Below are 14399 nucleotides of genomic sequence, written 5' to 3'. Positions count from 1 at the left end.
TGACCGCAGCGTGACCCCCGGAGCCTGGATCGCCGTCGCCGCCGTCGTACTCGCGCTCGGCGTCGGGTTGTGGCGCCTCGGCACGGACGGACGCTTCCGCGGCACCCACGTCGTACGCCAGGGGCGACCGCAGGCCGCGGCTGACCTGCCGCCCACGACCCGGCTGCCCGGCGCCGACCTGGTCGCCGCCGTCGGCGCGACGCTGGGGGAGCGGGCCACGCTCGTGCAGTTCTCCAGCGCGTTCTGTGCGCCGTGCCGTGCCACTCGTCGTGTGCTCGGCGAGGTCGCCGGACTGGTCGACGGCGTGACCCACGTCGAGATCGACGCCGAGCACCACCTCGACGCCACGCGCGACTTCGGCATCCTCCGCACGCCGACCACGGTGGTGCTCGACGCCTCCGGCGCAGAGGTCACCCGCGCGACGGGAGCGCCGACTCGCGACCAGGTGCTGAGCGCGCTGGCGACCCTGTGATCTCACGATATGGATGCATGGCCCACATCGTGAGACATCCCGGTCCTGACGTCGCGACACGGCCTACTGTCGTCCGCATGTCCTCGACCATGCTCACCCGACGCCGCGCAGTGGACCACTGCCGCGTGCGCTCGGCGCTGTGTCGAATGTCCTGACGAGTCCGCCAGATCTGACGTCTTAAGTCCATCACATTACTGGACTAATCTGGTCGGGACCCGTGCGCTGCGCACGTCCCCAGCGCGCCCGGACCGAGCCGGGCCACGACCATCCCCAGGAGCGACATGTCCACCACGCACACCGCCGGCGCCGACGCCGCCACACGTCGTACGTCGCCGGGCGTCCGCACGCCCGCCGACGGCGGCATCGACCCGCGCGGCCCGCAGCTCGCGGCCGGCCTGACCGCCGTCGTGCTGGTGGCCGTGCTGCTCGTGCCCGAGCCGTGGAGCATCGGCCTGCTCGCCGTGCAGGTCGCGCTGTTCGCCGTGGGGGCCGTGCGTGGCGTCCAGGCCACGCCCCACGCCTGGCTGTTCCGCACGCTCGTCCGGCCGCGCCTGGCGCCGCCGACCGAGTGGGAGCCGCCGGAGCCGCCGCGGTTCGCGCAGGCCGTGGGCCTGGCGTTCGCCCTCGTCGGGCTGGTCGCCCTCCTGGCGGGCGCGACGCTGCTCGGCCAGGTCGCGGTCGGCTTCGCCCTGGTCGCCGCCCTGCTCAACGCGGTCTTCGCCTTCTGCCTGGGCTGCGAGGTCTACCTCCTCGCGCGCCGCGCCCTCTCGTAGACACACAACTGTTCACCACCACCAAGGAGCACAACCACCATGAGCCGTGAGAACTCGCTCGTCACCGCCCAGTGGGTCGAGGACAACCTCGACACCGACGGCATCGTCCTCGTCGAGGTCGACGAGGACACGACCGCCTACGACAAGGGCCACATCCGGGGAGCCATCAAGCTCGACTGGACCACCGACCTCCAGGACCAGGTCCGTCGTGACTTCGTCAACAAGCAGCAGTTCGAGGCGCTGCTCTCCGAGCGCGGCGTCTCCAACGACGACACCGTGATCCTCTACGGCGGCAACAACAACTGGTTCGCGGCCTACGCCTACTGGTACTTCAAGCTCTACGGCCACCAGGACGTCAAGCTCCTCGACGGCGGCCGCAAGAAGTGGGAGCTGGACTCCCGCGAGCTGACCGACGAGCTGCCGACGCGGGAGAAGACGTCGTACACCGCGAGCGAGCAGGACACCTCGATCCGCGCCTTCCGCGACGAGGTCGTCGCTGCCATCGGCACCCAGAACCTCGTCGACGTGCGCAGCCCCGACGAGTACGCCGGCCGGCTGCTCGCCCCGGCCCACCTCCCGCAGGAGCAGGCCCAGCGCGCCGGTCACATCCCGACGTCGGTCAACGTCCCGTGGAGCAAGAACGCCAACGACGACGGCACCTTCAAGTCCGAGGACGAGCTCAACGCGCTCTACGACGAGGTCGGCTTCGACACCGACAAGGACACCATCGCCCTGTGCCGCATCGGCGAGCGCTCGTCGCTGACGTGGTTCGTGCTGACCGAGCTGCTGGGCCGCAAGAACGTGAAGAACTACGACGGCTCCTGGACCGAGTACGGCTCCCTCGTGGGCGTGCCCGTGGCCCTCGGCGACGAGCCCGGCAAGGCGGACGCCTGATGTGCGGCGCGACTGAGGGTGGCCTGTCCCTCGACGGCGTCAACGTCGCCAAGGAGGCCGTGATCCAGGGCCAGGTCCTGCGTGGCCAGGAGCCGGTGCCCAACGCGTACGTCCGGCTGCTCGACCGCAGCGGCGAGTTCACCGCCGAGGTGCCCACCTCCGCGACCGGGCACTTCCGGTTCTTCGCCGGCGACGGTGAGTGGACGCTGCGCACGCTCGCGCCGAAGTCCGAGCCGGTGGACACGCCCGTCGTGGCTGCCACCGGGTCCGTGGCCGAGGTCCAGGTGCTCGTCACCGCCTGAGCACCCCCGTTCCACCGAGGAACCGCCCCGCGTCACGACGCGGGGCGGTTTCCTCATTTTCCCCGCAGTTATGCCGAAGCCGCCCCACGCGCAGCGCTGGACCTCCTACCGTGGTCACCTCAGGCCCGGTGTGTGAAGGGGGGTCTAGTGATCCAGGAGACGCGTCTGCCCGAGACGGACGACCTGTGGCGGCTCACCGTGGAGCACTCACCGGTCGGGATGGCGCTCGTGTCGCCGGGCGGTGACTTCCTCACCGCCAACGTCGCGCTGTGCGAGATGCTGGGCTACGACGCCGCCACGATGGCCACCTTGTCGTTCCAGGACATCACCCACCCCGACGACCTCGCCAGCGACATGCGCCTGGTCAACCAGGCCCTCGCCGGCAAGATCAGCTCCTACCGCATCACCAAGCGCTACCTCAGGTCCGACGGGACGATCGTGATCGGCGACCTGTCGGTGGCCCTGCTGCGCGCGCCCGACGGCACGCCCATCCACTTCATCTCCCAGATCGCCGACCTCACCGAGCGGCACGCGTTCGTGGAGCGCCTCGACGCGGCCGAGGCCGCGGTGGAGTCCGAGCAACGCAAGGCCGAGGCCGTCTTCGACACGGTGGCGGTGGGCCTGCTGCTGCTCGACGCCGACGGCGCCTACCGGGGCCACAACTCGCGCCACCAGGACTTCATGGACCTCGCCTTCCCCGACGGGCACCGCGGCCGCGTGGGGCAGACGGGCTACCTCTACGACGCCGAGCACGGCCGGCCGCTCACCGCCGAGGAGATGCCGACGACCCGGGCGGTGGCGGGGGAGGAGTTCGACGACTTCCGCCTCTGGGTCGGCAAGGACCCCGACAACCGCCGCGCCCTGTCCGTCTCCGCCCGCTCGATCCGCGACCGCTACGGCACCCTCACCGGCGCCGCGCTGTCCTACCAGGACGTCACCGACCTGATGCGCGCCATCAAGGTCAAGGACGAGTTCGTCTCCTCGGTCTCCCACGAGCTGCGTACGCCACTCACCTCCGCGATGGCCTACCTCGAGCTGGTCGAGGACTCGACCGACATCGGGCCTGAGGTGCAGCAGCAGATCGCCGCCGCCCGCCGCAACATCCTGCGCCTCTCGCACCTGGTCGCCGACCTGTTGTTCTCCACGCGGGTGACGTCGGGCTCGACGATCATCGACCCCTATCGCGTCGACGTCGTCACCCTGCTGTCCGAGGCCCTCGACTCCGCCGCCGTCGACGCCGCCGCCGCCGATGTGACGCTCGAGTCCGACCTCCCCGACTCCCTCGTCGCGGTCGCCGACGGGATGCGGCTGCGCCAGGTCGTCGACAACCTGCTCGCCAACGCGATCACCTACACCCCCCGCGGCGGCAGGATCTCCGTGACGCTCGGCGCCACCAAGCGCCACGTCGAGATCACGGTCGCCGACGACGGCGAGGGCATGGACGAGGAGGACCTGCGCGACATCTTCGTCCGCTTCCACCGCGGCGAGAACGCCCGCCGCCGGCAGGTGCCCGGCACCGGCCTGGGCCTGACCATCGTGCGCCACATCGTCGAGGCGCACGGCGGCGAGATCACCGTGGACAGCACGCTCGACGTCGGCACGACCGTCAAGGTCGTGCTGCCCCGCTGAGCCGAGCTCAGGCCTTCTGCGACTCGGGCTCGGCGACCGGGACCTCGTCGGGCGCGTAGCCGTAGCCGTAGCCGTACCCGTAGCCGGAGCCGTAGTTGCCGCGACCCTTGCGCGGCACCATGTTGAACACCGCGCCGAGGGTGTTCGCACCGACGGCCGCGAGGCGCTCGCGGGCGCCGGCGAGCTGCTCGCGCGTGGTGCGCCCGTGGCGTACGACGAGGACGGCGCCGTCGACCTGCGAGGCGATCAGGGCCGCGTCGGTCACCGGGAGCAGCGGCGGGGCGTCGATCACGATCACGTCGTACGCCGCGCGCAGCTCCGCGAGGATGCCCGCCATCGCCTGCGACTGCAGGAGCTCGGCCGGGTTGGGCGGCACGGTGCCGGAGGCCAGGACGTGCAGGCCGGAGGCGTGGGTGAGGATCACGTCGCTGACGGTCACCTTGCCGACGAGGGCGGTGGTGAGACCGATGGACGGGTCGAGGTTGAGCAGCGCCGCGGCCTGCGGGCGCCGCAGGTCGCCGTCGATGAGGAGCGTCCGCTCACCGGCCGCGTGGAGCGCCAGCGCGATGTTGACCGACGTCGTCGACTTGCCCTCGCCGGGCAGCGAGCTGGTGATCACGATCGCCTTGGACTCGGCGTCGATGTCGACGAACGAGAGGTTCGTGCGCAGCACCCGATAGGCCTCGGCGCGCGGTTCGTGGGAGCTCAGGTCGGTGAGCAGCGGACGCTTGCCGACCTCGGGGTCGAAGGCGAAGGTGCCGAGGATCGGGGCCTCGAGCGTCGAGGTGACGTCGTCGGCCGACTTGGTGCTGGTGTCGAGCAGCTCGCGGACGACGGCGAGGCCGACGCCGAGCAGCAGGCCGAGGATCGTGGCCAGCGCGAGGTTGCGCAGCACGTTGGGGGAGACCGGGCCGCCGGGCAGCGACGCCGCGTCGACGATCGTGCCCTTGAGGACCGGCTTGTTCTGACCGGGCGGGGTCTCCAGCTCGGCGACCAGCGCGACCAGCTCGTCGCCGTAGGCCTGGGTCAGCTGCTGGGCGACCTCGGGGTCGGGGTCGGTCACGGAGATGGTCAGCAGCACGGTGTCGGGGGACGCCTGCGCGGTCACCTTGGCGGCGAGGTCGCCGGGAGAGAGCTCGCTGCCGGTGGTCGACACGACGCGGGTGGCCAGCTCGGTGCCGGTCGCCAGGTCGGCGTACGACGCGAGGCGCTGGCTGCTGAAGAGGTTGCCCTGGTAGGCCTCGGCGGACGACGAGGCGCTCGTGGAGATAAAGAGCTGGGTGCTCGACTGGTACTGCGGGGTGGTGCGCCACGTGATCAGTGCGGCTGCGACCACCACGAGGAGGACCGTGGTGACGATCAGGCGCCAGCGGCGTCGCAGGATCCGCAGGTAGTCGGCTAGTTCCACGATGTTCCGTTCCGAGGGCGACGATGCGGCGGCCAGTGTCAGCCACGTGCCCCGGCCGGGGCAAGTTGACCGGATGTTGCCCAGATTCAATGTCTTGTGGATTTGTGGGTTACGGTTCTCGCGATTGAAGCGTCAAGGACGTCTTGGCGGCTCGATCTGGGGTCGATCACAGGGGACGACCCCACAACTACAGACTTGGAAGGCTCTTCCCGGATGAAGAAGATGGCCGTCGCCACCGCGACCACCACCCTCGTTGCCCTCGGTTCGCTGGTCATGGCACCGGCTGCCCAGGCCGACCCGTACCCCCGCTCGATCGACACCTCGTGCGTCGCCGTCGCCGACGACACCCAGGTCGCCCCGGGTGAGGCGGTGAAGGTCAAGTTCAAGTGGACTGCCGAGGGCAACGTCACGCCCAAGGGCACCGTGAAGTGGACCGTCCGCAACACCAAGACGGGCACCGTCGAGACGGGCTCCTTCTGGAGCGGCGCGGCCAAGAAGGCCGTGACCAAGACCTTCACGTTCGCGAGCAAGGGCAACTACTACGTCGAGTTCGACACCAAGGCGCAGAAGACCTCGGTGTTCAAGAACTGCTCGACCAGCACCTCCAAGATCAAGGTGCGCAAGCGCTTCTGATCGAGGCTCCGCTTCACGATTCAAGACGATTGACCTGCTGCCCACCGGTCTCGCCGGTGGGCAGCAGGCATGTTTGGGGTGTTCTTCCACGTGTCTCTGACAGCACGTGACCGCCAGGAGCGCACGACCTGGCGTCGTTTCCGCTGGCCTGTCCTCGGTGTGGCCGGTGTGCTGGCCATCGCCGCCCTCTGGGCCGGCTGGACGGTCTGGCAGGTGCAGCGCGACCTGGGCGCGGCGCGGGAGTCCGCCGCCGCGTTGCCGGCGACGCTCGGCACGGATCCCGCCGAGACCGAGCTCCTGGTCGACGACTTGTCCGCGAGCGCGGAGTCGGCGGTCGACCGGACGTCCGGAGCCACGTGGCAGGTCCTGCAGGCCCTGCCCGCGGTGGGGGATGACTTCGACGCCGCCGCGCGGGCCTCGCGCGCCGTCGACATCCTGGCCCGCGAGGGCGCCGCGCCGCTCGTGGACGGCGACCTGAGCGCCGCGACCTTCGCGCCACGCGACGGAGCCCTCCCGGTCCGCGCGATCGCCGGCGCCGCCGCGCCGCTGGCCGAGGCGCGCGACGGCTTCGAGCAGGCCCAGGCCGAGCTCGCGCCGATCGACGTCGAAGGCCTGATGCGTGAGCTCCGCCCCGAGTTCACCGCGCTGATCGACCAGGTCGACGACGGCGTGTCCACGCTCGACGGCGCTTCGCGTGCGGCGGAGGTGCTCCCGGCGATGCTGGGCGCCAAGGGGCCGCGCGACTACCTGCTGGTCTTCCAGAACAACGCCGAGCCCCGCTCGCTGGGTGGCATGCCGGGGCTGATGGCGCCGCTGCACGCCGAGAAGGGCGAGGTCTCGCTCGGCGAGACCGTGGCCACGAGCTCCTTCGGGCAGCTGGACCGGCCGGTGCTGCCGATGACCCCCGACGAGCGGGCGATCTGGGACGAGCAGCCGGCCACCTGGTTCCAGGACGCCGTCTTCATCCCCGACTTCCCGCGCGCCGGCGAGCTGATGGCTGCGCGGTGGAAGGTCGAGACCGGCCGTGACGTCGACGGTGTGCTCTCGTTGGACCCGGTGGCAATGTCGTACCTGCTCGAGGCAACGGGTCCGATCACCGTGGACGGGCGCGAGCTCACGAGCGACAACTTCGTGGACGAGATCCTGCACCAGCCCTACCTGCGCTACCGCGACGACCCGGCCGCCGAGGACGCGTTCTTCGGCGGAGTGATGGACACGCTCTTCGACCAGCTGCTCGGCGCAGGCACCGATCCCTCTGCCCTCGTCTCCGGCCTCTCCCGGGGTGCGTCGGAAGGCCGGCTGCTGGTGCACTCGCTCGACCCGGTCGAGCAGGAGCGTCTGGCCGGGACCCGGCTGGCAGGCGAGTTCCCGAGCGGCAACGGCGGGCCGGCCCAGGCCGCGGTGTACGTCAACGACGCCACCGGCTCGAAGATGGGCTACTACCTCGACTACCAGGCGCGCATCGGCAGCGTCTCGTGTGCCGGCGGCGTCATCGGCTTCAGCGGCACCCTGCGGGTGCACTCGACGGCGCCGGCCGACGCGGCCAGCCTGCCCGAGGCGATCACCGGCTCCGGTGCGTACGGCGTGGCGCAGGGCGACCACCTCAACGTCTTCGACCTCGTCGCTCCTGCGGGCGGCAAGATCACGGACGTCGTGGTCAACGGCGTGAAGTCGCGCGGCACCAATCGCACCTTCGACGGCCGTGCCGTGGTCTCCGTGCCGATCCTGGTCAGCCCCGGCGACGTCGTGACCGTGACCTGGCGCGCAACCTCCGGGCCGGGCCACACGGGTGGAGTCGAGTTCGTCAGCACGCCGGGGGTCCACCACGGCGGCGAGAAGGAGCTCGTCCCGGCGCCCTGCGCGGAGGCGCAGTGATGCCGCATTTCACATCCCGGGCAGCTGGTCGTGGTTTCAACTGTCAACCCCTCCTTGACGTACGATCCTCTCTGGCTGCCCAGGGGAAACGGCAGCGTCTCGGAGTCGCGCTCGGCGTCGGGGCATCTCATGCATGTGGGGACATGTAGATGACTACGTTGGAGATCCAGTCCGCCGTGCGTGGACGTCGTACGGCCGTGCTGATGGCGTTCGACGCGCTGGCGCTCGTGCTGGCCTACGTCGTGAGCGTCCTGGTGCGCTACGACGAGCTCGGCGAGACGGTCTGGCGCGGTGCCGCGCTGGCGCTCGTCGCCGCCATCGCACTGCAGTGGAGCGTCGGCTTCGTGGGCCGGGTCTACCAGGGCCGCGTCGGCGTCGCCACCAACGAGGAGACCATCCTCCTCGGCGCTTCGACAGCCGCTGCTGGCTTCGTCGTGTTCGTGGTCAACGCCCTGATCGACCCGTTCTGGATCGCGCGCAGCGTGCCCGTGACGGGCACGTTCTTCGGCCTCTTCCTGATGCTCACCACCCGTGCCCTGTGGCGCCAGCTCACCATGCCGCTCACGCCACTGCACTCCGGCGAGGGGCAGCGCGCCCTGGTCGTCGGGGCCGGCGCGAGCGGTGCCCGGCTCGTCCACTCGATGCGGTCCCACCGCGAGTCGGGCCTGGTGCCCGTCGGATTCCTCGACGACGACCCGTGGAAGCGGCAGCGGCGGCACTTCGGTGTCCCCGTCCTCGGTGCCATCCCCGACCTGGAGCGTGCCGTGCTCAGCACCGGTGCCACCACCGTCGTGGTCGCGATCCCGAGTGCCGGCAAGGAGCTGATCAAGAGCGTCGTCGACCGCTGCACGGAGATCGGCATCACCGTCAAGGTGCTGCCTCCCTTCGCCGAGTCCTTCGCCACTCGCGCCGACGTGCGCGACGTGCGTGACGTCGACATGCGCGACATCCTCGGCCGTGCGGCCGTCGAGACCGACCTGGCGGCCATCGCCGGCTACGTCACCGGCAAGCGGGTGCTCGTCACCGGCGCCGGCGGCTCCATCGGCTCCGAGCTCTGCCGCCAGCTGCACCGCTACGGTCCGGAGGAGCTGATCATGCTCGACCGTGACGAGTCGGCGCTCCACGCGGTCCAGCTCTCGATCCACGGCCGGGCGCTGCTCGACAGCCCCGACGTGGTGCTCAACGACATCCGCGACGACGTCGCCCTCCGCGCGATCTTCGAGGACCGCCGGCCCGAGGTGGTCTTCCACGCCGCTGCCCTCAAGCACCTGCCGATGCTCGAGCAGTACCCCCACGAGGCGATGAAGACCAATGTGCTCGGCACCGCCAACGTGCTCGAGGCGTCCGCCGCGGTCGGCGTCGAGACCTTCGTCAACATCTCCACCGACAAGGCCGCCGAGCCGACGAGCGTGCTGGGCTACTCCAAGCGCGTCGCCGAGCGCCTCACCGCCGACATGGCTCGTCGCGCCGAGGGCGCCTACATCAGCGTGCGCTTCGGCAACGTGCTCGGCTCCCGCGGCTCGGTGCTGCACACCTTCACCGCGCAGATCGCGGCCGGCGGTCCCGTCACCGTCGTCCACCCCGAGGTCACCCGCTTCTTCATGACCGTCGAGGAGGCCGTGCAGCTCGTCATCCAGGCCGGCGCGCTCGGTGAGGACGGCGAGGTGATGATCCTCGACATGGGCGAGCCGGTGAAGATCGCCGACGTCGCGCAGCAGCTCATCGAGCTGTCCGGCAAGAGCATCGAGATCGTCTACACCGGCCTGCGCGAGGGGGAGAAGCTGCACGAGCAGCTCTTCGCCAGCGCCGAGGACGACGAGCGGTCGAAGCACCCGCTCGTCTCCCACGCCGACGTCGACCCACTGGCCATCGACGAGGTGCGCGCCCTCGACCCCGACGTCCAGCACCTCGGCCTGCTCCAGGCCTTCGAGGACTGGGTCCGCCTGCCGGACGGGCTCCTCCCGGTGGGGGCCGCCGACGAGCGATCGGGCAGGATCGCTGGATGACCGCTTCCCGCATCCTGCTGTCACCCCCCGACGTGGGTGAGGTCGAGCAGGAGTACGTCATGCGCGCCATGCGCTCGGGGTGGGTCGCGCCCGCCGGGCCGGACCTCAATGCCTTCGAGCGCGAGGTGGCCGACCGCGTCGGCGCGCCCCACGCAGTCGGGCTCGCCTCCGGCACGGCCGCGCTGCACCTGGCTCTCGTCTCCTGGGGCGTGGGCCCGGGCGACGTGGTCCCCGTTTCGACCTTCACCTTCGCCGCCACCGTCAACGCGATCCGCTACGTCGGCGCCGAGCCGTTCTTCATCGACAGCGACGCCGAGTCGGGCAACATGAGCGCCGCGCTGCTGGCGCAGGCGGTCGACCGCCTGCGCGCCGAGGGACGGCGAGTTCCGGCGGTGATCCCGGTCGACCTCTTCGGCAAGTGCGTGGACTACGACGCCATCGCCGAGGTGACGACGAACGCCGGCGCGCGGCTGCTGAGCGATGCCGCCGAGTCGCTCGGCGCGACATACGCCGGCCGGGCGGCCGGGTCCTTCGGTGACGCCTCCGTGGTGTCGTTCAACGGCAACAAGATCATGACGACCTCCGGTGGCGGCATGCTGCTCACGCGCGACCAGGCGCTGGCCGACCACGTCCGCAAGCTGTCGACCCAGGCGCGCGAGCCGGTGGCGCACTACGAGCACACGGAGATCGGCTACAACTACCGCCTCTCCAACATCCTCGCCGCTCTCGGGCGCGCCCAGCTCTCGCGTCTCGACGACATGCTCAAGCGGCGCCGCGAGTGGCGCGAGCGCTATCGCGCGCTCTTCGCGGACCAGCCCGGAGTGCGGATCCTCGGAGGTCAGGACGACTCCGGCGACAACTGCTGGCTCACGCCGATCGTGGTCGACCCGGAGCGCTCCGCCTGGACCGCGGGCGACCTCGCCGCTGCGATGGACAAGGCCGACGTGGAGACCCGACCCGTCTGGAAGCCTATGCACCTGCAGCCCGTCTCGCAGGGCCTCGACGGCCTCCTCGACGGGACGTCCGAGCAGATCTTCGCCCACGGCCTGACGCTGCCGGCCGGATCGGCGATGACCGACGACGAGTTCACTCGCATCGAGGACACCATCCGCGAGGTGGCGTCGCGATGAAGCAGTACGACGTCGTGAAGCGCGGGATCGACGTGCTCGTCGGTGGGCTCGCCCTCATCATCTCTGCGCCGGTCCAGGCAGCGATCGCGGTCCTGATCAGGCGCGAGCTGGGATCGCCTGTCCTCTTCCGCCAGCCCCGTCCGGGCAAGGACGGCGAGGTCTTCGAGCTCGCGAAGTTCCGCACGATGCACGCACCCGACCCCGACCGCGGTCTCGTGACCGACGAGCAGCGGATGACGCGTCTCGGGTCGCTCCTTCGGTCAACGAGCCTCGACGAGCTCCCCACCCTGTGGAGCGTCGTGAAGGGCGACATGAGCTTGGTAGGCCCCCGGCCCCTCCTCGTGCAGTATCTCGATCGCTACACGCCCGAGCAGGCGCGCCGGCACGAGGTGCGTCCCGGGGTCACGGGCCTTGCCCAGGTGTCAGGCCGCAACGCGATCTCGTGGTCGGAGAAGTTCGCCAAGGACGTGGAGTACGTCGACCGCCGCAGCCTTCGTCTGGACGTGTGGATCGCCTGGCGGACGATCTCCCAGGTGGTGCGCCGGGACGGGATCTCTGCCGACGGCGAAGCGACCATGCATGAGTTCATTGGAGAAGGTCGTGGCTAAGCCAATCGTTGTCGTCGGGATCGGCGGGTTCGGCCGCGAGGTGATCGACATCATCGACGCGGTGAACGCGGCGAGCCCGGAGCCGGTCTGGGATCTGGTCGGCGTCGTCGATGACGCGCCGAACGACCTGAACCTCGAACGACTGTCGCTGCGCGGCGTCGACTTCCTCGGGGACACTGGGGTCCCACTGAGCTGGCCCAACCCTGTGTCCTACGTTGTCGGCATTGGTAGCCCGCGCGTGCGTCGGCTGATGGCCGAGCGCTACGACGCAGAGAACTTCCGGGCCGCGACGCTCGTCCACCCCAGCGTCACCCACGGCTTCGGCGTGAGCATCGGGCCGGGCGCGGTTGTCTGCGCAGGAGCACGACTGACCACGAACATCACGGTCGGCCAGCACGTCCACATCAACCTCAATGTGACGGTCGGTCACGACAGCTCGATCGGTGACTTCGTGAGTGTGAACCCACTGGCCTCGATCTCGGGGGACTGCGTCATCGAGGATGGCGTGCTCATCGGCGTTGCTGGCGTCGTCCTGAACGGGCTCACCATCGGCGCTGGCGCCGTCCTTGGTGGATCCGCCTGCGCAGTTCGCGACCTCGCCCCAGGAGTAGTGGCGGTCGGCGTTCCGGCCAAGCCCATGGGCGCATGACCTCTCACGAACAAGCTGCCGGGCACGCGTCGGCGCAGGCACCCAGGTGCGCTGTCGCCACCGCCGCCCCCATCACGATCGACGCCTTCCTGGTGCCTCATGTCGACCAGCTGCTGGCGCGCGGTGCGACCGTGAGCCTCCTGGCCGGACCCGGTGAGTTCCCCGACCTCACCGGACGGGTTGGCGCCACTATTCGGGTGATTCGTCACCTTCGTCGCGAGCCCTCACCCGCGGCCGACTTGCGAGCGCTCGGCGCGACGTGGCGCGTCCTTCGTCGTGATCGCATCGACGCGATCCACATCGGTACCCCCAAGGCTGGACTCATCGTCGGGCTGGCGGCCCTCCTGGCGTCCGTGCGCCGTCGCGTCTACACGATCCACGGCCTGAGGTACGAGACGATGCGCGGAACAGGGCGGACGGTGTTCCGGCTCCTGGAGAAGCTGTCCTGCGCCGTGGCGACCGACGTCCTGGCCGTCAGCCAGTCCGTCGCCGACACCGCCGTCGGTGATGGGGTCGTCTCCCTGTCGAAGGTGCGCGTGCTGGGACGCGGCAGTATCTCCGGGGTCGATGCCGCGCGGTTCCAGTCCACCCCCGAGAAGCGCAGTGAGTCGCGCCGCCGTTGGGGTGTCTCGGATGCCGAAGTGGTGGTGCTGTTCGTGGGCAGGCTGAGCGTCGACAAGGGAGTCGACGACCTGCCGGCCATCTGGAGCGAGGTCCGAGCGCACGTGGATCGTGCGCGCCTCGTCGTCATCGGGGAAGTAGACGAGTCGCAGCCGCCGTCTCCGGCGACGCTCGAGGCGCTCGCGAGCGACTCCTCTGTCGCGATGGCGGGACACGTGGTGGATCCCTCGGCCGCCTACTCTGCGGCGGACCTCTTGCTCCTGCCGACGCGACGCGAGGGCTTCGGCTCGGTCGTCCTCGAGGCGGCGGCCGCGGGCGTCCCGACCGTGGGAAGCGACGTGACCGGCATGAGGGATGCGATCGAGGCGGGCGTGACGGGCGTGCTGGTCGCGCCGGAGAAGCCGCGAGAGTTCGCCCACGCAGTTGCGGGTCTGCTCAACGACCACGAAGCGCGGCAGCTGCTCGGTGAGAACGCTCGACGCCGTGTGTTGACGGACTTCGTCGAGGAGGACGTGGTTGCGCGCTACGTCGACGTGCTCATGGGTGAACGATGACCGCTGTATCTGTCCTGATGCCCGTCGCCGCACCGGCGCCACACCTGCGTGAGGCTCTTGAGAGTGTCCTCGCTCAGAGCCACGAGGATTGGACCTTGGTGCTCATCAACGACGGTGATGACCCTGTCGTCCGAGACCTAGCGACCGCGTTGATCCCCCGTGATCGACTCACCCTCGTTCCCATCATGGATCGGCGCGGGTTGTCGTACGCCCTCAACTGCGGCCTCGACGCCGCGCGCACGGAGCTGGTGGCTCGCCTAGATGCCGATGACATCGCCGATCCCGATCGCCTAGCCAACCAGTCGGACTTCATGGATCGCGCGCCCACGGTGGTGTTGACCGGAATGGCCGCGCGTTTGATCGACGAGTCGGGAGCGGTGATCGGTAGACGCGACGTCGTCGTCGAAGACGAAGCAGTGCAGCTGCTGGCACGCAACCAGTTCATCCATCCGGCCGTGATGTACCGGAGGTCCGCGGTGCGCGCTATCGGCGGTTACGACGTGTCGTGCAGCCTCCGTGAGGACTATGACCTCTGGTTGCGCCTGGCGGCGATGGGCGAGGTGCGCAACCTCGACACTGTCGGCATCGACTACAGGATCTCTTCGGCTCAAGTGAGTCGCCGGCCGGTCGAGTGGAAGTCGGTTCGAATCGTTGGCCGGTCCCAGGCAGCGTTGGGGCGCACCTTGGGGAGATCGCGGTTCGCCACGCTCGCCCAGCACCTGAAGTGGGCAGTCGCTCAGCACCCTGTCGTCCAGCGCCTGCGCAGGACCGCGACCAGCGGAGCGTCGTCATGAGCGAGGGAGGTCGTACCCACGGACACTGGCGCCTGGCTTCTGCGGACGATG

At 69.9% G+C, this 14399-nt stretch carries 14 protein-coding genes; 13 read left to right on the top strand and 1 reads right to left on the bottom strand.

Features of this window, described 5'->3' with window-relative positions; translation table 11 throughout:
* Positions 1 to 10 precede the first annotated feature (10 nt).
* The 5 genes from ACE3QY_RS18495 (at position 11) to ACE3QY_RS18475 (ending at position 4070) form a co-directional block, all read left to right on the top strand.
* A complete protein-coding gene (locus ACE3QY_RS18495) occupies positions 11 to 472 on the top strand; it encodes a TlpA family protein disulfide reductase (protein WP_374457525.1) in 462 nt (153 codons plus the stop codon).
* A gap of 281 nt (positions 473 to 753) precedes the next feature.
* The gene (locus ACE3QY_RS18490; RefSeq protein ID WP_374457524.1) at positions 754 to 1245 is read left to right on the top strand and encodes a DUF4395 domain-containing protein; all 492 of its coding nucleotides are present in this window, start codon (positions 754 to 756) and stop codon (positions 1243 to 1245) included.
* 39 nt (positions 1246 to 1284) lie between these two features.
* Positions 1285 to 2139 carry a sulfurtransferase gene (locus ACE3QY_RS18485; RefSeq protein WP_374457523.1) on the top strand — a complete coding sequence of 285 codons (855 nt, stop codon included), beginning with the start codon at positions 1285 to 1287 and terminating at the stop codon, positions 2137 to 2139.
* A complete protein-coding gene (locus tag ACE3QY_RS18480) occupies positions 2139 to 2441 on the top strand; it encodes a DUF1416 domain-containing protein (protein WP_374457522.1) in 303 nt (100 codons plus the stop codon). Before ACE3QY_RS18485 ends, ACE3QY_RS18480 begins: the two co-directional genes overlap by 1 nt.
* A 147-nt stretch (positions 2442 to 2588) precedes the next feature.
* Positions 2589 to 4070, top strand: a complete 1482-nt coding sequence (locus ACE3QY_RS18475; RefSeq protein ID WP_374457521.1) for an ATP-binding protein — start codon at positions 2589 to 2591, stop codon at positions 4068 to 4070.
* A 7-nt stretch (positions 4071 to 4077) separates the two neighbouring features.
* Here ACE3QY_RS18475 and ACE3QY_RS18470 read toward each other — a convergent pair whose 3' ends face one another.
* Positions 4078 to 5478: a polysaccharide biosynthesis tyrosine autokinase gene (locus ACE3QY_RS18470; protein ID WP_374457520.1), complete on the bottom strand. Its 1401-nt coding sequence runs from the start codon at positions 5476 to 5478 to the stop codon at positions 4078 to 4080.
* A gap of 213 nt (positions 5479 to 5691) precedes the next feature.
* Here ACE3QY_RS18470 and ACE3QY_RS18465 point away from each other — a divergent pair, with 213 nt between their 5' ends.
* The 8 genes from ACE3QY_RS18465 (at position 5692) to ACE3QY_RS18430 (ending at position 14348) form a co-directional block, all read left to right on the top strand.
* The gene (locus tag ACE3QY_RS18465) at positions 5692 to 6111 is read left to right on the top strand and encodes a hypothetical protein (RefSeq protein WP_374457519.1); all 420 of its coding nucleotides are present in this window, start codon (positions 5692 to 5694) and stop codon (positions 6109 to 6111) included.
* 90 nt (positions 6112 to 6201) lie between these two features.
* Entirely contained in the window at positions 6202 to 7986 is a 1785-nt protein-coding gene (locus tag ACE3QY_RS18460) for a DUF4012 domain-containing protein (protein WP_374457518.1), read from the top strand.
* 158 nt (positions 7987 to 8144) lie between these two features.
* Positions 8145 to 9992 carry a polysaccharide biosynthesis protein gene (locus ACE3QY_RS18455; RefSeq protein ID WP_374457517.1) on the top strand — a complete coding sequence of 616 codons (1848 nt, stop codon included), beginning with the start codon at positions 8145 to 8147 and terminating at the stop codon, positions 9990 to 9992.
* Positions 9989 to 11122: a DegT/DnrJ/EryC1/StrS family aminotransferase gene (locus ACE3QY_RS18450; RefSeq protein ID WP_374457516.1), complete on the top strand. Its 1134-nt coding sequence runs from the start codon at positions 9989 to 9991 to the stop codon at positions 11120 to 11122. Before ACE3QY_RS18455 ends, ACE3QY_RS18450 begins: the two co-directional genes overlap by 4 nt.
* Positions 11119 to 11730, top strand: a complete 612-nt coding sequence (locus tag ACE3QY_RS18445; protein ID WP_374457515.1) for a sugar transferase — start codon at positions 11119 to 11121, stop codon at positions 11728 to 11730. The genes ACE3QY_RS18450 and ACE3QY_RS18445 overlap by 4 nt, the downstream gene beginning before the upstream one ends.
* Positions 11702 to 12379 carry an acetyltransferase gene (locus ACE3QY_RS18440; RefSeq protein ID WP_374457514.1) on the top strand — a complete coding sequence of 226 codons (678 nt, stop codon included), beginning with the start codon at positions 11702 to 11704 and terminating at the stop codon, positions 12377 to 12379. Before ACE3QY_RS18445 ends, ACE3QY_RS18440 begins: the two co-directional genes overlap by 29 nt.
* Positions 12376 to 13554 carry a glycosyltransferase family 4 protein gene (locus ACE3QY_RS18435; protein WP_374457513.1) on the top strand — a complete coding sequence of 393 codons (1179 nt, stop codon included), beginning with the start codon at positions 12376 to 12378 and terminating at the stop codon, positions 13552 to 13554. The genes ACE3QY_RS18440 and ACE3QY_RS18435 overlap by 4 nt, the downstream gene beginning before the upstream one ends.
* Positions 13551 to 14348, top strand: coding sequence for a glycosyltransferase (locus tag ACE3QY_RS18430; RefSeq protein WP_374457512.1), 798 nt, complete (start codon positions 13551 to 13553; stop codon positions 14346 to 14348). The genes ACE3QY_RS18435 and ACE3QY_RS18430 overlap by 4 nt, the downstream gene beginning before the upstream one ends.
* Positions 14349 to 14399: the final 51 nt, after the last annotated feature.

This window comes from Nocardioides sp., from assembly GCF_041913365.1.
Taxonomy (GTDB): domain Bacteria; phylum Actinomycetota; class Actinomycetes; order Propionibacteriales; family Nocardioidaceae; genus Nocardioides.
The sequence above is the reverse complement of the archived record's forward strand: the minus strand, read 5'-3'. Positions and strand labels throughout refer to the sequence as shown.